General features: G+C 63.2%; 16 protein-coding genes. 10 read left to right on the top strand and 6 right to left on the bottom strand.

Annotated elements, in window-relative coordinates; genetic code table 11:
• Positions 1-23 precede the first annotated feature (23 nt).
• Positions 24-920, bottom strand: a complete 897-nt coding sequence (locus tag FAZ97_RS29250) for a LysR substrate-binding domain-containing protein (protein ID WP_158762213.1) — start codon at positions 918-920, stop codon at positions 24-26.
• Positions 921-1,043: 123 nt separating this feature from the next.
• On the opposite strand from FAZ97_RS29250, the gene FAZ97_RS29245 reads away from it, so the two are divergent.
• The 4 genes from FAZ97_RS29245 (at position 1,044) to FAZ97_RS29230 (ending at position 6,386) form a co-directional block, all read left to right on the top strand.
• Entirely contained in the window at positions 1,044-2,147 is a 1,104-nt protein-coding gene (locus tag FAZ97_RS29245) for a M14 family metallopeptidase (protein ID WP_158762212.1), read from the top strand.
• 174 nt (positions 2,148-2,321) lie between these two features.
• A complete protein-coding gene (locus FAZ97_RS29240; RefSeq protein WP_158762211.1) occupies positions 2,322-3,524 on the top strand; it encodes a porin in 1,203 nt (400 codons plus the stop codon).
• 16 nt (positions 3,525-3,540) lie between these two features.
• Positions 3,541-3,888: a BON domain-containing protein gene (locus FAZ97_RS29235; protein WP_158762210.1), complete on the top strand. Its 348-nt coding sequence runs from the start codon at positions 3,541-3,543 to the stop codon at positions 3,886-3,888.
• Between the two features lie 272 nt (positions 3,889-4,160).
• Complete coding sequence (locus tag FAZ97_RS29230) at positions 4,161-6,386, top strand: TonB-dependent receptor (protein WP_158762209.1); 2,226 nt, start codon at positions 4,161-4,163, stop codon at positions 6,384-6,386.
• Between the two features lie 21 nt (positions 6,387-6,407).
• Here the strand turns inward: FAZ97_RS29230 and FAZ97_RS29225 are convergent, their stop codons facing one another.
• Positions 6,408-7,889, bottom strand: a complete 1,482-nt coding sequence (locus FAZ97_RS29225) for an MFS transporter (RefSeq protein ID WP_158762208.1) — start codon at positions 7,887-7,889, stop codon at positions 6,408-6,410.
• 171 nt (positions 7,890-8,060) lie between these two features.
• Between FAZ97_RS29225 and FAZ97_RS29220 the strand changes: the two genes are divergently transcribed.
• Positions 8,061-8,939: a LysR family transcriptional regulator gene (locus FAZ97_RS29220; protein ID WP_158762207.1), complete on the top strand. Its 879-nt coding sequence runs from the start codon at positions 8,061-8,063 to the stop codon at positions 8,937-8,939.
• A gap of 30 nt (positions 8,940-8,969) precedes the next feature.
• On the opposite strand, the gene FAZ97_RS29215 is transcribed toward FAZ97_RS29220, so the two are convergent.
• From FAZ97_RS29215 to FAZ97_RS29205, 3 genes are all read right to left on the bottom strand, one after another.
• Positions 8,970-11,096, bottom strand: coding sequence for a D-(-)-3-hydroxybutyrate oligomer hydrolase (locus FAZ97_RS29215; RefSeq protein WP_158762206.1), 2,127 nt, complete (start codon positions 11,094-11,096; stop codon positions 8,970-8,972).
• Positions 11,097-11,331: 235 nt separating this feature from the next.
• Positions 11,332-12,432: a TAXI family TRAP transporter solute-binding subunit gene (locus FAZ97_RS29210; RefSeq protein WP_158762205.1), complete on the bottom strand. Its 1,101-nt coding sequence runs from the start codon at positions 12,430-12,432 to the stop codon at positions 11,332-11,334.
• Positions 12,433-12,491: 59 nt separating this feature from the next.
• Positions 12,492-13,691, bottom strand: coding sequence for a zinc ribbon domain-containing protein (locus FAZ97_RS29205; RefSeq protein ID WP_158762204.1), 1,200 nt, complete (start codon positions 13,689-13,691; stop codon positions 12,492-12,494).
• A gap of 857 nt (positions 13,692-14,548) precedes the next feature.
• Between FAZ97_RS29205 and FAZ97_RS29200 the strand changes: the two genes are divergently transcribed.
• From FAZ97_RS29200 to FAZ97_RS29185, 4 genes are all read left to right on the top strand, one after another.
• Complete coding sequence (locus FAZ97_RS29200; protein WP_158762203.1) at positions 14,549-16,372, top strand: S10 family serine carboxypeptidase-like protein; 1,824 nt, start codon at positions 14,549-14,551, stop codon at positions 16,370-16,372.
• Between the two features lie 85 nt (positions 16,373-16,457).
• Positions 16,458-16,868, top strand: coding sequence for a 2-oxoglutarate dehydrogenase (locus FAZ97_RS29195; RefSeq protein WP_158762202.1), 411 nt, complete (start codon positions 16,458-16,460; stop codon positions 16,866-16,868).
• Between the two features lie 8 nt (positions 16,869-16,876).
• The gene (locus tag FAZ97_RS29190; protein WP_158762201.1) at positions 16,877-17,524 is read left to right on the top strand and encodes a hypothetical protein; all 648 of its coding nucleotides are present in this window, start codon (positions 16,877-16,879) and stop codon (positions 17,522-17,524) included.
• A 199-nt stretch (positions 17,525-17,723) separates the two neighbouring features.
• A complete protein-coding gene (locus tag FAZ97_RS29185; protein ID WP_158762200.1) occupies positions 17,724-18,293 on the top strand; it encodes a hypothetical protein in 570 nt (189 codons plus the stop codon).
• 109 nt (positions 18,294-18,402) lie between these two features.
• Here the strand turns inward: FAZ97_RS29185 and FAZ97_RS29180 are convergent, their stop codons facing one another.
• Positions 18,403-18,876 carry a YMGG-like glycine zipper-containing protein gene (locus tag FAZ97_RS29180; RefSeq protein ID WP_158762199.1) on the bottom strand — a complete coding sequence of 158 codons (474 nt, stop codon included), beginning with the start codon at positions 18,874-18,876 and terminating at the stop codon, positions 18,403-18,405.
• 339 nt (positions 18,877-19,215) lie between these two features.
• On the opposite strand from FAZ97_RS29180, the gene FAZ97_RS29175 reads away from it, so the two are divergent.
• Complete coding sequence (locus FAZ97_RS29175; protein WP_158762198.1) at positions 19,216-19,449, top strand: hypothetical protein; 234 nt, start codon at positions 19,216-19,218, stop codon at positions 19,447-19,449.
• Positions 19,450-19,490 lie beyond the last annotated feature (41 nt).

Here is a 19,490-nt window from a genome sequence, read left to right as displayed (position 1 = left end):
TATCCAATGTAACTGAAAGCGCGTCACTGCATGGCCGCTTGCTCCACGCAGGCGAGAAAGCGCGAGGCCGCCGTGGTGAGCGGACGCTCGCGCCTTTGCACGACGTAGACGTCCATGTCGGGAAACTGCTCGTGGATCTTCAGTTCGCGGATCCTCCGGCGCTTCATCTCGAGTTCGAACGTCGGCTGCGTGGCCACGCAAATCACATCGGTCTTCGCGATCAAGGCGACGGAGGGCGCCAATGCCTGGCAGCGCATGATCCTGCCCGGCGCGGACAGACCCAGCGAGTGAAAGTAGGCGCTGAACCCCTTGTCGATCTGGTCGCCGGGCTCGCAAGGCACGAGCCATTCCGCCGCGTGCAGCATCGACATCGAGCGCGCGTGCGCGAGCGGATGGCCCTGGCGCGCCACGACCAGCAACGGCATGGACATGATCTTTCGCTGCTCGACGAAATCGGGCCATTGCGTGCCGGCGACCGCCGTGATGACCGCGAAATCGGTGTCTCCATCGCGCAGCGCATTGAGCGCGGTAGGGAGCGCCAGTTCGCGCACGGTCACCGACGTATCGGGATTCTGTGCGCGAAACTGGCCAAACGCCTGCGGCAGCAATGCACAGGCCACGGCCGACGACACCGACACGGCGACCTCTCCGCCCGCACCATTGAGCATGGTCGACAGTTCTTCATGAATGTGCCGCACGTCGTTGACCAGCATGCGTGCGCGGCGCTGAAACACGACGCCATATTCGGTGAGCGTAATGCCGTTGACCGAACGCACGACGAGCGGCACGCCCAGCGTTCTCTCCAGTTCGCGCATCGTGGCCGTGACGGCGGGTTGCGTCAAACGCAGTGCGCGCGCGGCGCCGTGCAAGCTGCCCTGCTCGGCAACACTCAGGAATACCCGCAATTGACGAAGTTTCATTCTGCTCCATGAGATAAAAAAACGTTATCAAGGCCGTTTTTTTATTGCCTTGTGCACCGATGCGTTAGTCATGATCATTGTGACCGAACGCACGCCTCGCGTGCATCTCATCGGGGTGACTGCATGGTAATAAAAAAATATTTCTCCGCTACCTATGCGCAGGCGCGAGAGCGATTCACGCAGGCGGCACGCGCCGGCGGGTTCGAATCGAGGCAGGTCGCGCATCCCACGGCGCTCGGCCCCGACGGCGGCAGCCTGTCGATCGACCTCGCGGTTCACGCGCCAGCCGGCGCTCGTGCGCTGCTCATCGTCACGTCGGGCACGCATGGTGTCGAGGGTTTCTGCGGATCGGGTTGTCAGGTTGGATTGCTCGAGGACGCGGCCTTCCTTGCCGAGACGAAGCGGCGCGGCGTCGCGCTGTTGATGATTCATGGCGTCAACCCGTACGGATTCGCGCATCTGCGCCGGGTGAACGAAGACAACGTCGATCTGAATCGCAATAGCGCGGACTATGCGGCGCTGACCGATTCGAATCCCGGATACGTCGCGCTCGATCCCTTGCTGCTGCCAGAGGTCTGGCCGCCTGACGCGGCCAATCAGGCCGCGCTCGGGGCCTATATCCGGACGCATGGCGAAGAGGCGCTGCGCAATACGGTGTCGAAGGGACAGTACGCGGTAGCGGACGGGATGTTCTACGGCGGAGTGCAAGCGAGTTGGAGCACGCGGACCGTCCATTCGATCCTGCGCGCGCACGCAAGCGGGTATCGGCGCCTCGCGTGGATCGATCTTCATACGGGACTGGGCCCGTATGGTCACGGCGAAAAAATCTTCATGAGCACGGATCGCGCCGAACTGGAAAGGGCGCGCCGCTGGTGGGGCAACGACGTGAAGCCGATCCACGAACCGGGTTCGGTTTCCGCCGACGTTCAAGGGCCGATCATCACGTTTTCGTACGACGAATTTCCGGGCGTCGAGAAGACGACGCTAGGCCTCGAATTCGGCACTTACGAGTCCTTGCACGTGTTGCAGGCGCTGCGCGCCGATCACTGGCTGCACCGTCATCCGGAATGCGACGCCGCCACCGCCGCGCAGATCCGGCAAAACCTGAAAGATGCGTTCTATTGCGACAACGACGAATGGAAGGGCCTGATTTTCGGGCAGATGCGCGTGGTCGCCTCGCAGGCTGTCGTTGGGCTCAGCGAAGGTGATTCGGACGTGACCGTCTAGACCCGGCACCCGCTTTCATTCAGACAGCGTAGCGGGGACAGCAGGCGCTGGGGTTCCATCCGGGATTGAACGATTAATGATATGGAATCCGAAGTAAATGAGGAAGAGAAATCAGCAGCAAGACAACGCATAGCTATTCTAAAAACCATCTCTAAAGATAGGAGACTCATGAAGATGGCGAAGCAACGGAAATGGCCACTCAAGGCATGTGTGGCCGCCGCGGCGATCTGTGCGGGAAGCGCGGCGCATGCGGACGGGAGCGTGACGCTCTACGGTATCGCCGATGTCGGCATGATGTACCTGAGTCATTCGACACCGGAATTCAATGGTACGAGCACAGGCACAGGCCACGTGTTCCAGCTCACGAACGCGGGCTATTCGCCTTCGCTGTGGGGTTTGGCAGGCAAGGAAGATCTGGGCGGTGGCATCAAGGCGGAATTCAAGCTCGAAAGCGGCATCAATCTCGCCAATGGCGGCTTCGACAACCCGGGCGGCAATAACGGGCTCTTCAACCGCATCGCCGAGGTCGGTTTGTCGGGCGGCTTTGGTACGGTCATGGCCGGTCTGCAGATCTCGCCGTTCTTCAACATCATTTACGCACTCGATCCGCGCGGCGCCGGCGAATTCGGCAGCATTCTCACGCCCGTGAGCGATAACAGTTTGATCGCCGCTGTCTTCATGCCCAATGCGGTGTCGTACACGTCGCCCGACATCGGTGGCTTCCAGGCGGCGGGCCTGTTCGCACTCGGCGGCGTCGCAGGTTCCTTCCAGACCGGCCGTGCATGGTCGGTCAGCGCGCGCTACACCAACGGCACATTCCTCGCCGCAGCGGCGTACATCAGCACCAACAACGCAGCCGACAGCGCGCTCGCGAGCGTTGGCGAACTCTATCCCGTCAACGTCCGCGCCTATACCGCGGGGATGAGCTACAAATTCGGCGGACTGATTGCCAAGGCGGCGTTCGCCAACTTCAAGGCGAACAGTGTGCCGGTCTCGGTCAATCCGTCGCTGATGTATTCGACCAATACCAGTGTGAACGTCTATAGCGGGGGCTTCGATTATTTCCCGCTGCCGTATCTCGATCTGAATGCCGGCGTGTACTACCAGCAGGATCGCGTGAATTCCGGCGGTCATTCGGTGATGGGCGCGATCGGCTCGCAATTCTTCCTCTCAAAGCGCACGTCGCTGTATGCGCAGGTCGGCCTCGTGAACAACACTTGCGCGCACAACGGTGTCTGCCTCGGTTCGGGGCTGACAGTGGAGAGCGGCGGCAGTGGCGTGGGAGGGCTGCAAGGTCTCGGGCTGGCGGCCGAAGGCCTGGGCCTGCCGCCGGGCACGACGGTCGGCGCGAACGTCGGCATTCGCACGACCTTCTGATCGGAGCAACGCAACCATGGGTATTCAAAAACTCGCCGTCGTTATCGGCACGCTTGCGACGTTGGCCGCGTTCAATGCGCAGGCGCAGCCCGCTGATTCCTCGTTTCCTGGGGCCAGCGCGTCATCGGCCAAAGCCGCCCGCAAGGCGGACCACATGCTTGAAAAGGCAGTGCGCAAGGCGCTGGGCAAGGACAAGACCGTGGATGTGACCAACGTCACGGTCCGTGCGCGCAACGGCGCAGTGACCTTGCTTGGCTCGGTGCCCGAGCAGGGCCAGGCGGACGCCGCCGCACAGGCCGCGCAAGGCGTGGCGGGTGTCTCGTCGCTGAACAATGCGCTGACCGTGAAGGCCGTTGCCCACTAGGGCGGCGGCGTACCGAACTCTCCCAGCGTGTTCGCTTTTCCCAACACGTCAAGGCCGCTTCCCCAGGGAAGCGGCCTTGATGCTTTGCGGCCCAGGCATTGAAAAGCGGCAGGCAACAGCGCTGGAGCCGTTGTTCACGCAACGACCCCAGAAAAATCTGCGATTCCACTTTTGTTTAAGCAAAATTTTACATTACAATTGATAATGATTCGCAATATCATTATCAATGCCGCCGCAGGCGCACTACCTCTTCGAACAACAACGACAGCCATATGCTTGAACGGGAAAACACACGAAGGCCATTCCGGCGCACCGCCGTATCCTGGACGGTCGAACGACTGCTGATGGGCGTGCTGGCCACGGCCATCGCGCCATCGGTTGCGTGCGCACAGAGTGCATCGGGCACACCAGCCGACGCCAATCAGGCCGCCGATACCAAAGCCGACACCCAGCAACAGGGCAGCGTGCTTCCTGCGGTGTCCGTCAAGGCCGCAGCCATGCCGGGCGAACTGCCGGCCGCCTACGCGGGCGGCCAGGTCGCGCGGGGCGGCGGCATCGGCGTGCTCGGGACGGCGAACGTGATGGACCAGCCGTTCAGCACCACGAACTACACCGAGCAGATGATGCTGGACACGCAAGCGCGCACGCTTGCCGACGTCGTGGTGAACAACGCCTCGGTGCGCGCCGAGCAGAGCAGCGGCGGCTTTGGCGACGTGTTCCAGATTCGCGGTTTCGACGTTCAGGCTACAGACGTGGCGCTCAACGGCCTCTACGGCATGGTCTCCGCGAGCCGCATGCCGGTCAACCTCATGGAGCGCGTGGAAGTGCTCCAGGGTCCGGGTTCGCTCATGTACGGCATGGGGCCTTCGGGGAGCATTGGCGGCGCGATCAATATCGTCACCAAGCGCGCCGACGACGATCCGCTCACGCGTCTCACGGCGCTGTACCAGTCGAAGGGGCAGTTCGGCGTGCAGGCCGATGTGGGCCGCCGCTTCGGCAGCGACGGCCAGTGGGGCATCCGCGTGAACGGCCAGTACAAGGACGGGCAGACGGGCATCGCGCACGGCAACCAGAGCCAGGGCAACGGCGCCGTCGCGCTCGACTATCGCGGCGAAAAGCTGCGCTGGTCGTTCGATGCGTACAACATCTCCGAGAATACCGACGAATTCCGCCCGCAGATCGGCCTCGGCACGGCGACGGCGGTACCGGCGGCGCCGTCATCGTGGACCAACTTCTATCCCGGCTCGAAACTCAGGCTGCGCGATTCGGCGGTGACCACACGGCTCGAGTACGACGTCAACCGATACCTGACCGTCTATGGCGCGGCGGGCGAGCATTACGGCACGTCGCAGCAGAATTTCCCGTGGGCCAGCGGCATGACCGCCGCGGGCGACTTCAACGTGATGAACGGCTACTACGACGCGTACAACCGTACGCGTACCGTCGATGCGGGCGTGCGTCTGCACTTCGACACGTTCGGCGTGAAACACACACTGGTTGCGGGCGCAACGTCATTGAACGAGGAGCAGGGCTATTTCTATGCGCTCTCGGATTCGTCAGTGGCCTCGAATCTCTACAATCCCACGCCGCTTCCGGCCATGACGACGCCGCGCGGCGACGCCCAGCGCTCGAACCATACGCGCCTCGACAGCCAGCAGCTGATCGACACGATGTCGTTCTGGAACGACCGCCTGCTGCTGACGGGCGGTTTCCGGCGTCAGGTCATCGGCGTGGACGACTACGACACGACGACAGGCGAGCGCACGGATACGTATGTGAAGCAGGCGATCACGCCGCTCGCGGGCATTGTCTTCAAGCCGTGGTCGAACATCTCTGTGTACGGCAACTTCACGTCGGGTCTCACGAACGGCAGCACGGCGCCGATCGGCACCGCGAACGCGGGCCAGGCCTTCGCGCCGTACAAGTCGAACCAGTACGAGGCGGGTGTGAAAGCCGACTGGGGCCGCGTGATGACCTCGGTTTCCGTGTTCCAGCTTTCGCAGCCCAACGGCGTGACGAACCCGGCGACGAACGTCTATGGCTACGATGGCACGACGCGCGTGCGCGGCCTCGAACTGGCCGCGTACGGCGAGGCGTTTCGACATTTGCGGTTGATGGCGAGTGCGACGTTCTACGACGCGAAGCTGCGCAACACCGCCAGCGGCGCGACCGACGGTAACGAGCCGGTGGGCGTGCCGAACTTCGCGTTCAATCTCGGCGCGGACTACGACTTGCCGTGGGTGCAGGGCCTGAGCGTGAACGGCCGCATCATCCACACGGGCGCGCAATACTACGACGCCGCCAACACGCTGCGCTTGCCGTCGTGGACGCGCTACGACATCGGCGCGCGATACGGCACGCGTATCGCCCAGAAGAGCGTGGTGTTCCGGGCGAACCTGGAGAACCTGTTCGGCAGCCGCTACTGGGTCCAGCAGGGCACCTACCTCACGACCTCCGCGCCGCGCACCGTGCTGCTCTCCGCGCAGATCGACTTCTGATCGCGAGGAGTCCGGAGCAACCTACCGTGTGACTGGACCGCCTGCCGGCGTGACATGCGTGCGCCGATGCAGCGGTCCAAGCGCGGTAGAAAGCAGCGCGCAAGGCAGCAGGATCGCGACAAGCGAAAACATCGTCGTCCTGAATGCATGCGCGTAGTCGAGCATGCCGGGCGCCGCGCCGAGCTTCGAGAAGAACAGGCCGCCTAGCGTGGCCGCGCCGACGGCCGCGCCGATCTGCAGCGTGGCCGTGACCATGCCCGAGGCGATGCCCGCGTGCGCGGGCTCCACTTCGGCCAACACGATGCGCACGACGGAGGGCAGAACGAGCCCCTGGCCGATGCCGATGGCGGCGAGGCCGAGATAGAAGCCGGCGCCGGGCTCCGACACGCCCGCGAGCGAAGCCGCAACGGCGAGCCCAAGCGCGAGCAGTACGAAGCCCAGTGTCAGCACGCGATAACCGCCGAACCGGTGCACGAGGCGCGGCATCAACAACGGGCTCGAAAGAAAGCCGAGGCCGAACGGCAGGATTGCGAGTCCCGAGGCGAGCGGCGTCCAGTGCAAGCCGCCTTGCAGATAGATGCCGTAGGTCAGGAAAAACGCGCTCATCGTATAGAAGAGGAACCCCAGCACCAGGCCGAGCGCGATGACCGGATTGCGGAAAAGGCGCACGTCGAGCAGGGGATCGCGGCCGTTGACGAGGCTGCGCCACTCCACGCGCAGCAGCAGGCCCAGCATGGGCAGCGAACCGATGAGGCAGGCGAGCATCCACAACGGCCAGCCCGACTCGCGTCCGCGCGTAAGCGGATAAACGAGCATCAGCAGAAACAGCGAAAGCAACAGCGTGCCCGGCACGTCAATACGCTTGCCGCGTGGCGGCCGGCTTTCGGGAATGAAGCGCCAGCTGCCGATGAGCGCGAACACGCCGATGGGCAGGTTGACGAGAAAGATCGCGCGCCAGCCCAGACCGAACGGGTGCAGGCTGATGAGCGCGCCGCCGCCAAGCTGCCCGATCACGGCCGCCACGCCGAACACGAAGGCATAAAGGCTCATCACGCGCACCTGCTCGTGCGGCGTGAATACGCTGCGGATGGTGGCGAGCACCTGCGGCGCGAGGGTCGCCGCAAACAGCCCTTGCAAGATGCGGCTGGCCACGAGCGCCGCGCCGCTGGTGGCGAGGCCGCAGAACGTGGAGGCGACCACGAAGCCCGCCATGCCGATCATGAAGATGCGCTTGCGGCCATACAGGTCGCCCAGGCGCCCGCCCGTGATCAGCATGACGGCGTTCGCGCAGGCGTAGGCCGAGACGACCAGCTGGAGTTCGGACGCGTTCGCCCCGAGTCCGTCGCGGATGGCGGGCAGCGCGAGGTTCACGATGAAGTAATCGAGCGGCGGCAGGATCGCGCCTACCAGCAGAACGACCAGTGCCCAGCCGTGATGGCTGCGGCCGGTTTCGGCAGCGGCGCGGGGCGCCACGGCGCAGGCGGCGTACGTATTGTCAGACATGAGTGTGCTCGGCGATAAAGGGCTGGATCGCGGCGCAGGCTGCGCTGATGCGGGAGCGCGCAACCTGACCATCGAACCAATCGAATCGCCATTCTGACGACACTCGAAGAAACGGAAAAGCGGGAATAAGTGGTACTATCCATCGAGTTATTCGATGGAAGTTGGAATGCCATGCGCGGTTTCGAATTCGACCAGTTGAAGACGTTCGCGGCGGTGGCGAACGTGGGCAGCCTTTCGGCGGCGGCGCCGCTGCTGCATCTTTCGCAATCCACCATCAGCGAGCAGGTGCGCAAGCTCGAGGTGCGCGCGGGCGTGCCGCTGTTCGTGCGCAGCAAGCGCGGCGTGGAGCTCACGCCCGCGGGCACGCGGCTGCTCGAGCACGCGCGGCGCCTCGTGGCGCTCAACGAGGCCGCGTTCGACGAGGTGCGCGGCCAGGCCATCAAGGGCGAGCTGCGCGTGGCGATTACCGAGTACTTCCGCACCAACGAGGTGGCGGGCTTGCTCGTGCGGCTGCGCGACTGCTACCCGCAACTGAGCTTGCACGTGAGCGCGATGAAGAGCGCCGACATCGAGGTCGCGTATGCGAAGCGGCAGATCGATCTCGGCGTGGTCATGCACCTGTCGAGCGGCCCGTTCCGGCCCGCCGCCGCCGACGCGGACACGCGCTGGGAGTTGCTGCGCGAGCCGCTTTACTGGGTCGCGTCGCCGGCGCTTGCCGAGCAGCTGCCGCAAGCGTTGCCGCTCGTGCTGCTGCCAGGCGACTGCATGATGCACCAGGTCGCGGTGCGCTTGCTCGAAGAAAACGACATCCCCTATGTGCTCGTTCACAGCGCGTCGGGCGTGGCCGGGCTGCAGTCCATGCTCGCAGCCGGCCTCGGTGTGGGGTGCCTGTGCGCATCCGCCATCGGCGAGGGGCTCGTGCGTCTCGGCCCGAAGCATCGCTTGCCCACCTTGCCCGACGCCGTGTTCTCGCTCATGCCGCCGCATCCCGGCGAAGGGGACACGGTGACTCAGGCGAGGGAAGTGCTGGCGCGGCAACTGCTGGTGTGATGCGCTTGCCGCGCCAGGCGCGTGCGTGCCTCAATGCGGCACGTTCACGACGCCATCGTTCGCGCGAATCGCATTGCTGCCCGGATTCTCCACGATGGCCGGCAGGTTCGCGACGCCCAGCGGCGGCGCGGCGCCCGGACTGCCGCCGCGCGGGATTGTGCGGATAACCTGCGACGGCGGCAGCGGCGTGCCGTTCTTCAGGTGACTCCACATCAGATTGAGCGCGGCGATGTTGTAGTAGTGAACCGGCACGAAGTGCGTATCGAAGCCCGGCACGGCGAGGAAGGCGTCGAAGTGCTGCCCGTTCGTCACTTCGTAGAGCGACAAGTGGCTGCGCGAGCCTTCGCGTTCGCTGTTTGCCGCGAGGTACGCACGCGAAGCATGGTTGATCGGCACGAGCGCATCGCTGCGGCCTTGCACGATGATCGCAGGCTTGCCGTGCAGGTTCGCATTGACGCTGATCGCCTGAACGCTCTGGCGCATGCGCGGATCGCCCTTCGTCCACAACGCACGCACACAGGCCGCGCCCGCGAGGCTCGCATCGGGCGTGGCGAGCCGATGATCGGCGCCGCCCGGCGGCGTGACGTTGTAGACGAGATTGACGCCATTGGTCGGCGGCACGCCGTTCCCCACGCCGAAAATCGTGAGCATGGGCGAGACGGCGGGTGCAACGCCTGCCGCGCCGGTCGTTGCGTTCGTCGTGCCGAAGCTGAATCCGCACAGGTTGTCGAGCACGCTCGATCTCGTGTAGGCATCGGCGTAAGTCACGGCAACGGCCGGCACGGCTTGCGAATCCCACATTGGCGCGTGCAGCAGATCGGAGTCCGCTTCATAGCCGGCTTCGTGCAGACGGGCGAGCGCATCGTTGGCCTGCGCCTGCGTATCGCTGCCGCGTATATAGCCTGCCGCCGCGAGCGACGTGCAGCGCGCCTGGCGAATCGCGGTGGTGGTCGCAACGGGCAGCGCCGTGAGATACGGCGCGCCAGCGGCGGCGTCGGCGAGCGCGGCGCACGGTTGCAGCAGGTTCGCGAGCGTCATGTAGTCGGCGAGCGGCTTGCCCGCTGCAGCAATCCGCTGACCGCCTTCCCTGACTTGCGCGTCGCCGGGCATGCGCACATTGATCTGCGGCTCCCCGACGACGACCGCCGTGATCCACTTGCCCGTGTCTTCTTCGGCCGCCGCGAGCGACGCGCCGCCGCCGTTGCTCACGGAAGCCGCGATCGTCGTGATGTCGCCGGGTGCGTAGCGCACGCCGCGATTCGATGCGTCGACGCGCGGCGCGAACTGCTGGTTGAGCACCCAGTAGGCGAACTGGACCGCCTCCAGGGTGTCCTTGCCCCAGTCCGCTTCGGGGTTCAACTGGGAATGCGCATGCTTGAACGCATAGCGGTTCGGAAACTTCTGGTTGAACGCGGCGAGCGCGACCGCGGGCACGTTCGCGGTGAAAAGGCTCGTGCGTCCCGCCGTTGCGGCATCGGCCGTGCGGCCATCGATCAGCGTAACGAGACCGCTCATCAGTTCTTCCGCGCCGTTGCCGGTGCCTTTGTCCGTATAGGCCACCGCGCAGCCGCGCTTGAGTCCCCACTCGCCGGCCGCCGAGATCGCGCCATACACGCCGCGCGAACCCGACGACGTGGCTGTCACGATGCACGGGTTCGCCGGGTCGAAACTGGCCGGCACCTGCACGAGCAGGCTGACGTTCTGGCGGCCGCTGCCATCATCGGCAAACGCGAGATATTCGGTGCCGGCGATTTTGCCTTCGCCCAGCGTGTCGTTGCCGTAGAGATCGACGTTAGGCCCCCAGAAGCGGCCATAGCCGCCGTTCGCACTGATGTCGACGAGCGCGCGATAGTTCGACCAGATCGCGAGCCTGCGCAACTCTGCTGCTGTCGGGGCGGCGGGATTCGCGATGGCCGGCTGCGCGCCGGCAAGGCCGGTTTTGCCGAGCCCGGCGGTCAGCAGATCGTCGCTGACGCCGTCGTAGGTGGTGGTTTGCAGACTGTTCGCCACGACGAAGGGCGGGAGTCTGTTGAATGCTGCGTGATTGGCGTTGTTGTCGGCGGCGTGCGCGCCTGACGCGAACGCCGCGCCTGCGATGGCGATCGCGGCACTGAGCCGTGCCGTTTTACGCCGGACTGCGAACGGGGTATCTCTCATGGGTGTTTCCTTGTTTGTTGTTAGGGTAGGACGCACTGCATCGGGACGGCCGTTTCGACGTGCCGGCATCGCGGCACCCATCGACATTAGGACATCCCGAAAGCAGATACCAGGAGAGATTGCATGCGCGCGCAAGGGCACCCGCCACCACACCGTACTGGCGTTGGAAGGCCGGACTTGCGCGGCAATTACGCGCGTTGGGGGATCGCGTTCCCGAGGCGGCGGATCTGGCTGGCTATTTGCAAAGCAGGAGCAAGCGTTCCTGATCCGAGCATGGCCGCCCGTCGGCTCTTGGTGCGGGAGCGCCGCCTTGTGCCGTTGCCGGGCCTTTAGTGGCCTGCATCGCGGCGCGATGGGCGAAGCACGCCTTCAGGCGTCGCTCGACAGGCTGATAGTATTGCCAGCCTTTGCCGAGGCCGGGTAATTCAAGTTTCACCTGCTTCCATTTCGGATGGCCGTGCTCCTGCAGGTTGTCGAAGTTTTCGCACAGCGAATCGGCGAAGCGCTTCAGGTTGCCGACCGTGTCGCGCAGGTTGTAGTCGTAGGTGACGAGAAAGGCCTTGACTGTCCAGGTCGGCACGTCCTCCTTCAGCCAGTTCGGGTAGCTCGAAACGTGAATGGTCGCGGGATAGTAAGTCTGCTTCGCGCGCGCCGTTTCCGGCGCGTTGGGATCGACGCGCAGGAAGCGGATCTGCTGCAGCAACTCGGGGTTCATGTCGGTAAAGAGCTTGGCGGGTTGCCCTGCGACGATGATCGCCACATCGATCTTCTTGACGATGAGCGCGGCAAGCGCGTCTTCGTTGCTCAGGTGCTGCGCGTTCTGTTCGGGAATGGGCTGGCCGAACATGAGGCGGTAGAGCGTCGTTGCCGACTGCGCGGTGCCGCTGCCGATCAGGCCGACACTGATTACCTTGTCCTTGATCTCGTTGATGTTCTTCATCGGCGAGTCGTTACGCACGACGAAGTAAATCTCTTCGTCATAGAGCGGCATGATGAGACGTAGCGGCCGTATCAGCGTACCGGCCTCTTCGTTGCCGGAATTGGCCATATCGACGTAGGCCTGGTACACGTCGGACTGCACGAGGGCGAGCTTCACGCCGGGCTCGAAACGCATGCGCTGCACGTTTTCCGCCGAGCCTTTCGATGGAATCACCTCGAGATCGATGCCCGCCGGCGGCGCCACCCATTTCGCCAGGTCCTGGCCAATCTGGATGTACGTGCCGCGCTCTGGGCCGGTCACGATCCGGTAGTGCGCGTCGACCTCGGCCGCGAAGGAAAATGCCGGGAAAAGCAGGGCGATCAGCGTCGCCACCCCCACTAGTGTCGTTCTCAACATGGTCTCTCTCCCGCCCTGTTTGTGATGTGCCGCGACTTCGATCTGTTGTGGAATCCTTCTTAATGCGTCGCGCCTGGTGGCGCCGTATGCGTCCAGCCGTTTTGTACGATCGCGCGCTCCCGTGCGTCGACGCTGTTGTCGTTGCTGGCGGGAGTGGCGGCTGTCGCCGCGTTCGTTGCGTTGGTCGTGTTCGCTGCCTGGGTCGCATTCGTCGCGGCGGGCAGTGGCGGTGGCGACGCGTTGGTGTTCCAATCCTGCGACGACGGCAGTCTCACGCTGTTCGCCGCGGGCGGCACCGGAGGGGCGGTGTTCGCTTGCGGGGCGCCACCTGGCGAGGTGAGCGGTTTCCACGCGGTCGATACGATGGCACGCTCCATCAACGATTGCGCGGCCTGGCTGCTCGAATCGATCGCAAGCGCCTCCGAAGCCTGTTGCTGCACGCAGGCCCACGCGCGCTGTGCGACACAGCGGTCCGCGTTTTGCAACGCGTTATCGCGCCGTTGCTCGCGTGCCGCGATCTCGCTTTGCAGCGCGTGCGCCTCCTCGTTGTCCGCATCGCGTGCGAGCACCGCGTTGGCTGCGGCCTTCGCGTCGAACAGATTGTTCTGCGCCAGGCTGTTACGCGCGACACGCAGACCATCGGCCACATCCGCGAATTGCGGCGCGGCGTGCGCATCCGGCGGGGCGGATTGAGGCGCGCCGCGGGTCTCTGTGCCCGCAGCAGCGGGCGTTTCATCCGCCTGTTGCGCAGGCGCATGGGTCGAAACCGAGCCGCCCGAGGAATGCAGTGTCTCTTCGCTGGGCGTACCCTCGCGCTGGCGGTTCGTGCCGAGCAGCAGGTACGTGCCGTACGCGAAGGCAAGAATGACAGCGATGATGAAAAGCCCCTTGGGAAAGATCCATTGCCTCAACGGCGAAGACTGCACGCTGTGCGCGAGCTGTATCGCCTGCTGCGCGGCGTGTTGAGCGGCGTGCTGCACGCTGTTCTGTATCGCATGCGGGTAGCCCGGGTTCAGCGACGGCCCATCGGACGCGGGCACGACCGTTGGCGCCATCTTCGCGGCCGCGGGAGCGGGAGGCGTGGCCGCAGTCGCGCCGAGGGGCGTTATCGTGGCCTTCGGATGGGTGCCTAGTGAAACTTTGTCGAGCGGAAGATCCGTGCCGCAGTAAGGGCAGAATTCGAAGTTCTCGTACAGCAGCCCGCCGCAACGCTTGCACGCCGAGGGGAAGTTATGGTCGCGACCAATCTGAGCGGACATGATGTCGTCCCACCGTTATGGCGATGCCATTTCGGCATGCTCAGAATCGTCGTTGAAGCGAAGCGTGACGCCTCGCGGAACTCACGATCTGCATGCGCAGGAAAGCGGCGTGGCCGACCGAGCGCAGCCGCGTGAAGAAAATATGGTTGATTTCCCACAGCGCGTCAATCTCTGCTGTTGCCTGGCGCACATATGCTTCTTGACTTTATTGTCGTGAAGATTGAGTTGCGGAACTTTTTACCGTATATGCGTGTTTTGCGTGCGCGCGGCTTTTATTTATCAAAATAGCTAAACGACCGAGCGTGCTTCTTTCTCGATCCGTATGGTTCAGGAAGTATGTCCCCAATTGGGCGCACGTCGGCCTCGGCATCAAACCACGGATTGCAATCATTTCGACGCCCCCCGCGAGGCATTGCCGAGCAGGTCATTCGGCGTTCGTTCGCGGTCGCGTTGCAACGAGATCCCGCATCGCCAGCACGCATGCATAGGTGCGTTGCGTGCTCAATGGAATTGCTGCGTACGCAACGAATCAGCACGCATAGGTTCCGAAACTATCCCTTGACAAAGTACTGTGGCGGCTCCTATTTTTCCTCTGCCACCCTCCATTACAAAATATTTCCAGCGAAATCATGTCGGCGAAAATCAAGGTTTTCGCGCGATGCGCTATGAGTTATTTAGTTATCCATAGTAAATAGATAACGCCTGAAATGAATCGACTTTGTCAGGAATGGAAAGTTAAATGTCAGCCGCTGTATGCCGGCAATTGAATGTGAATTTCGATGCCTTTTTTCAAGGCTTCATCTCCGGCGAATGCGGCCCCCGCGTAGTGTGACGTCATCATTCGAAGGGGAATAACAATGCATCCGGAGCGTTCATCCAGCGTGGGTTGTCGCCGTGGTCGGAGCCAGTTACGTCACGCAGGCGCAATCGCGCTTGGCGTGCTGATGCTTGCGGGTTGCGGCGGCGGAGACAGCAGCCCGTCTTCGTCTGCCGCAAGCGCGCTGAACCAGGTTTCGGCCAGCGCGAAGGCAGCCGCGCAAACCCCCAATTCGCCCAACGCAAACCAACCGTACACAGACCCGATTGCATACTCGCCGAACGCCACCGACGGTCTTGCCGCGTCGCAAGTCGCCGAGAAGGCCGCGATCATGCATTACCAGTGGACCTCGGGAAAGACGACCATCAACTACACGACGACAACCGGCCATTTGACCGCTTCCGATGCAAACGGCAATCCGGAAGCGACGATGTCGTATGTCGCCTATACCGCGCCGGGCACGAACGGTTCGCCGCGGCCGGTGACGTTCATCTATAACGGCGGCCCGGGTTCGTCGTCGATCTGGTTGCGTCTCGGCTCGTTTGCGCCAACCCGTGTCGCCACGCCCGATCCGCTGCTCACCAACTGGCCGAACTTTCCGCTCGTCAACAACGCGGAAAGCCTGATCGACACCACGGACATGGTGTTCATCGACCCGCCGGGCACGGGGCTTTCGGAGGCGATCCTGCCGAACACGAACCAGAAATTCTGGGGCTGTGATCCAGACGTGGAGGTGATGCGCGATTTCATCAAACGCTATCTGGCGGTGAATAATCGCAGCAGCTCGCCGATCTATCTCTACGGCGAATCGTATGGCACGCCGCGCACCGACATGCTGGCGCTCGCGCTCGAAGCGGCTGGCGTGCAGTTGACCGGCATCGTGCTGCAGTCGTCCATCCTGAACTACTTCGCCGATGCGATCGAGGCGACGGCTATCACGGACTCGACCGCAGGCTTGCAACTCGACACCGATACGCTCGCGGGCTATTACCCGGGCTACGCAGAGGTGGCCGCGTATTTCAATCTGGTTTCGCCGCCGTTGATCGATCAAGGACTCTTTGCGCTGCAGTCGGAGATCTTCGCGACAGGGCAGTACCAGCATTTCCGGAAGTACGCGCAAACGTGGGTGCTGAGTCAACTCGGTATTCCCGATGCGCTCGGCAAGCCCGTCCTTCCGCCCGCGAAAACGCTGGATTCGTGGCGCTGGCCTTCGAGTCTCAGCTTGCAGGCGCTTAACGGCTATTTCAACGTGAATCCCTTCAGTAACGAACTGATCCCGGGCACGACGATCGGGCGTTACGATGGGCGCGTGTCGTTGCCGGATTCGGATCCGCGCCTGCAGAGCGACGGTGACCCATCGGACATCCTCATCTCGCAGCCGTTCACGACAGCACTCGCCACGCAGATGCCGAACTATCTCGGCTACACGGCGCCGAATGCGACGTATATGCCGCTGAACGACAATATCATCGAGGTCTGGGACTTCTCGCACGACGGTCAGCCACTGCCCGATACGCTGCCCGACCTGCTCGGCGCGATCCAGCTCAATCCCCAGCTCAAGGTGCTGGCGGAGAACGGCTATCACGATCTCGCCACGCCGTTCTTCAATACGGAGAAGCAGCTTGCGCGCCTGCAAACGGTGGCCGGCTTGAGCCCGAACCTGCAGGTCAACTTCTTCCAGGGCGGCCATATGATTTATCTGGACGACGTCGCGCGCCCGAAGATGAAGGCCGATCTCGTGAACTACTATGGTGGTCAACCTATACCCTTGGCGCTTTCGCTCTGGACGCTTCCGCAGCCGTGGCCCGATGAGAGCCCCGCGGGCACGCCGACTTCCACGGCAGTCGCGGCAGCGGGCCAATAACGTTACAGGCCGGGGTTTGCGCCGCGATATCGATAATCGATACTCGATTGCGGCCCCGCTCCTTACTCATTGAAGGCGAGCGATCATGTCTACATTCAACAAGCTGTGGTGCGTCACGCCGCTCATGGTGTGCGCGGTTGCCGCGCTCACTCTGGCCAATGTCCACGCCGCAACGCAGGCCGCGACGCAGGCCGTGGCGCCCGTTCAACTCCCGAAGGGCGGCCATGGTGTGGACGGCCCATTTTTCCCGTCAAACCGGCCAGTGCCGCTCACCCCTTCCACGGGTACGCAACTACAGCAACAGGCGCAACAGCGCGTGGAGGCGCGACTGGGCGCGAATTCCGCGTTGAGCAACGGCGCATCGATCACGAAAGCTCAGGCGCAAAGCAGTGGCTTGGGGTATATCGCGCAGCATTTCGATCAGATCGATACGGCTCATACAGGCCGGGTGTCGCTGGGCGACGTGCAGCAATATCTGCAGAAGCAGGGCCAATGAGGCCACGGATGCGTCGCGCCGCAGCGATCGGCGTCGTGTGCATGCTGGCGGCGGGGCCAGGGGCCCCGGCCAGTTTCGCGCTCGACGCCGCCGCCGTTGCGCTGCCTCAGGACGCGCCCCACTACAAAGTGGGCGACAGCTGGACTTTCGAGCGGTCCGACCCGTTGTCCGGCAAGAGTCGCACCTTCACGCAAACCGTGACGTCGGTTCACGCAGACGGCAGTGCATCGCTGCTGATCGGCCCCGGCGGCGGGCGTCTGGAACTCACCTCCGAAGCCAACGTGATTGCCAATGGCGTCGATGCGCGTGCCTGCGGAATCGCCCTGCATTTTCCGCTGCGCGCCGGCGAACGCTATGAGGCGGACTGCACGGCCACTGCGCCTTCGGGCATGCGGGTGCAGCGCCGGGCCCAATGCGAAGTGGAAGGCGTGGAGACGGTGCAGACGAAGGCGGGCGCTTTCGCCGCGATCAAGATCACGATGAGCGGAGTCTGGCAGCCGCAGTATGGTCCGGGCGGCGGCCCGATGGAGGAGACGCTCTGGTATGCGCCGAGCGTCAAGCGCGTGGTGCGTGAAGCGTTTCAAGGCCGTCTGGCCGGCAGGGGCGCGCCCGCGACGAACGCGATCGAACTGGTGCATTACGCGGTGAAGCCCTAATACCTGCGCACCTTTCTCGTGTCATTTTTCCGCAAGCGAAATCTCCCTCCGGTTCTCTCTCCATCAAATGATGGAGGCGAGAGCGTGCGCGGTTCCATAGGCTTAGGAAGCACAGCACGCAGCGGCGCAGGCCGGCGAGTGATTCGGCCCGCTGCGCATTCTGAAGCCCGGCGCCTGACACGGTGACAAGGAGATGACCATGAAGATCAAGCATTCACGAGTGACGGCAGTAACAGCGTTCGCGCTTTTCTCACTCAGTAGCGCCGCGCAAGCAGGCGGCCTTTGCTCGAATGCAACGCTAAGTGGACCTTACGGATTTCACGGTCACGGGGAAATTCTTGGTTTGCTAGACAGCAATAACAAGCTGCACCCGTTTGCCTCACCGTTGACGCTCGATGACGTCGCCATCGTGACGTTCGATGGCTCGGGTAAATTCACGCGCACCGACTTCGGCATGATCAATGGCTTACCCAAAGGCGGGCAGACTGCCTTCAATCCGTACCAGAGCGGCACCTACACCGTGAATTCCGATTGCACCGGCACCATGAAAGTGGTTTATGGCAGTGGAGGGCCGGTGGCGGCCGGCGTAGAAACCGACCTGGAAATCGTGGTTTCCGACGACGGCACGCTCATCGAATCCGTTGTCAACAAAGCGTACTCGCCATCGTCCGGGGCCACCGCCGACGGCACGACTTGCCCACCGAATTGCGATCAAGGTGTGCAAGAACAATTCGAGGGGAAGAAGGTTCTTGTTTACGGATTCCGCTAGGCGCGCGGCACGTTTTCGAAAAGGTCGCGTTGCACGCTTGGTCTTGTGCAACGTGTGCCTTTCATAGTTGCCGCCTTTTTCGCTTTTGTCCCTTCGCTATGGTCGGCGCTCAGCGCACCGCGTAGCCTCGGCCTTGCATGCAGGCATCCCACGCCTCGCGATAGCTTGCGAGCGCCTGTTGCTGCGCCGACTCCGTTTGCGCGTTCTGCGCCTCGGCGGCACGCTCCTGGCGCCGGTGCGCTACGCCGCCTGCAACCGTGCCAGCCACCGCGCCGACGGCCGCGCCGTGACCGGCGTTGCCCCCGATCGCGCCAGCGGCTGCGCCGATGGCCGCGCCTCCGGCGGCGCCCTGCACGCGTTGCCCGTTCTGGGCTTGAACTTGCGGCGCGGCGTTGGCGACTGCCGCCGGGTCAATGCCCGTTTTCTGTTTTGCCCACGCGTAGCAAGCCCCTTCATCAGCGCTTTGCTGCTGAGCGCTTTGGCCTTTCGACGGATACGCGACGGTTTGCTGAGCAAGAACGGGAAGTGCGGCTGCCGCGATAAGAATGGCGGCGGGAATAAATACGATGCGATTGATTTTCATGGAACGCTTCTCTTGGTGGCGTGAATAAGCCGGCAGAGAATATCTTGTGATCGTTCGATAGCGAGGTGGGTGAGTCGAGAAGCGCTACGTTACCGTTGATACGTATCAACGGAAGGTGAGTCGAGCCGGGAAATTGCGGACCAAAGCTTAATTTGATCGAATGACTTTTGCGTAAAACAGAAAGATGGCGTGTGACGTGAATTCGGGAGATCGCCAAACTCAGTACGGCTATTGCTTTAGACGCAGGCAAGCAAGGAGTGTGCACAACTTCGCGCGATTGCCGCGGGGCCAATGGTACGCTTGGGCTTCTCAATGTCACGTGGCTGGAGATTGCCGATCATGAAGCGTTTGTGCTGCGCAGCGTTCTTTGCATTGCTGGTCGCCGGTTGTGCTTCATCGCCGCCACCCGCTGCCGACACGGACACCTACATGCTGCACACGCCCGATTCCACGAGGCCCGGCGCGCCCGCGTCGAAGCCGCCGAGGCTCACTGTGGGCGTCAGCGATCCCGACACGCAGCTGATTCTTCCGTGGTTCCTCAACGACATCATCAACTTCGTGAATTACCGCTAGGCTGGAAACCATCAGCAGTCGCTCGGGTGACGAGATCAGAT

Source organism: Paraburkholderia acidiphila (genome assembly GCF_009789655.1).
In the GTDB taxonomy this organism is placed as follows: Bacteria; Pseudomonadota; Gammaproteobacteria; order Burkholderiales; family Burkholderiaceae; genus Paraburkholderia; species Paraburkholderia acidiphila.
The sequence above is the reverse complement of the archived record's forward strand: the minus strand, read 5'-3'. Positions and strand labels throughout refer to the sequence as shown.

What these genes read in the sequence shown, in the direction of transcription:
- FAZ97_RS29250 (WP_158762213.1), bottom strand. Translation starts at nt 920, where the DNA reads ATGAAACTTCGTCAATTGCGGGTATTCCTGAGTGTTGCCGAGCAGGGC.
- FAZ97_RS29245 (WP_158762212.1), top strand. Translation starts at nt 1,044, where the DNA reads ATGGTAATAAAAAAATATTTCTCCGCTACCTATGCGCAGGCGCGAGAG.
- FAZ97_RS29240 (WP_158762211.1), top strand. Translation starts at nt 2,322, where the DNA reads ATGGCGAAGCAACGGAAATGGCCACTCAAGGCATGTGTGGCCGCCGCG.
- FAZ97_RS29235 (WP_158762210.1), top strand. Translation starts at nt 3,541, where the DNA reads ATGGGTATTCAAAAACTCGCCGTCGTTATCGGCACGCTTGCGACGTTG.
- FAZ97_RS29230 (WP_158762209.1), top strand. Translation starts at nt 4,161, where the DNA reads ATGCTTGAACGGGAAAACACACGAAGGCCATTCCGGCGCACCGCCGTA.
- FAZ97_RS29225 (WP_158762208.1), bottom strand. Translation starts at nt 7,889, where the DNA reads ATGTCTGACAATACGTACGCCGCCTGCGCCGTGGCGCCCCGCGCCGCT.
- FAZ97_RS29220 (WP_158762207.1), top strand. Translation starts at nt 8,061, where the DNA reads ATGCGCGGTTTCGAATTCGACCAGTTGAAGACGTTCGCGGCGGTGGCG.
- FAZ97_RS29215 (WP_158762206.1), bottom strand. Translation starts at nt 11,096, where the DNA reads ATGAGAGATACCCCGTTCGCAGTCCGGCGTAAAACGGCACGGCTCAGT.
- FAZ97_RS29210 (WP_158762205.1), bottom strand. Translation starts at nt 12,432, where the DNA reads ATGTTGAGAACGACACTAGTGGGGGTGGCGACGCTGATCGCCCTGCTT.
- FAZ97_RS29205 (WP_158762204.1), bottom strand. Translation starts at nt 13,691, where the DNA reads ATGTCCGCTCAGATTGGTCGCGACCATAACTTCCCCTCGGCGTGCAAG.
- FAZ97_RS29200 (WP_158762203.1), top strand. Translation starts at nt 14,549, where the DNA reads ATGCATCCGGAGCGTTCATCCAGCGTGGGTTGTCGCCGTGGTCGGAGC.
- FAZ97_RS29195 (WP_158762202.1), top strand. Translation starts at nt 16,458, where the DNA reads ATGTCTACATTCAACAAGCTGTGGTGCGTCACGCCGCTCATGGTGTGC.
- FAZ97_RS29190 (WP_158762201.1), top strand. Translation starts at nt 16,877, where the DNA reads ATGCGTCGCGCCGCAGCGATCGGCGTCGTGTGCATGCTGGCGGCGGGG.
- FAZ97_RS29185 (WP_158762200.1), top strand. Translation starts at nt 17,724, where the DNA reads ATGAAGATCAAGCATTCACGAGTGACGGCAGTAACAGCGTTCGCGCTT.
- FAZ97_RS29180 (WP_158762199.1), bottom strand. Translation starts at nt 18,876, where the DNA reads ATGAAAATCAATCGCATCGTATTTATTCCCGCCGCCATTCTTATCGCG.
- FAZ97_RS29175 (WP_158762198.1), top strand. Translation starts at nt 19,216, where the DNA reads ATGAAGCGTTTGTGCTGCGCAGCGTTCTTTGCATTGCTGGTCGCCGGT.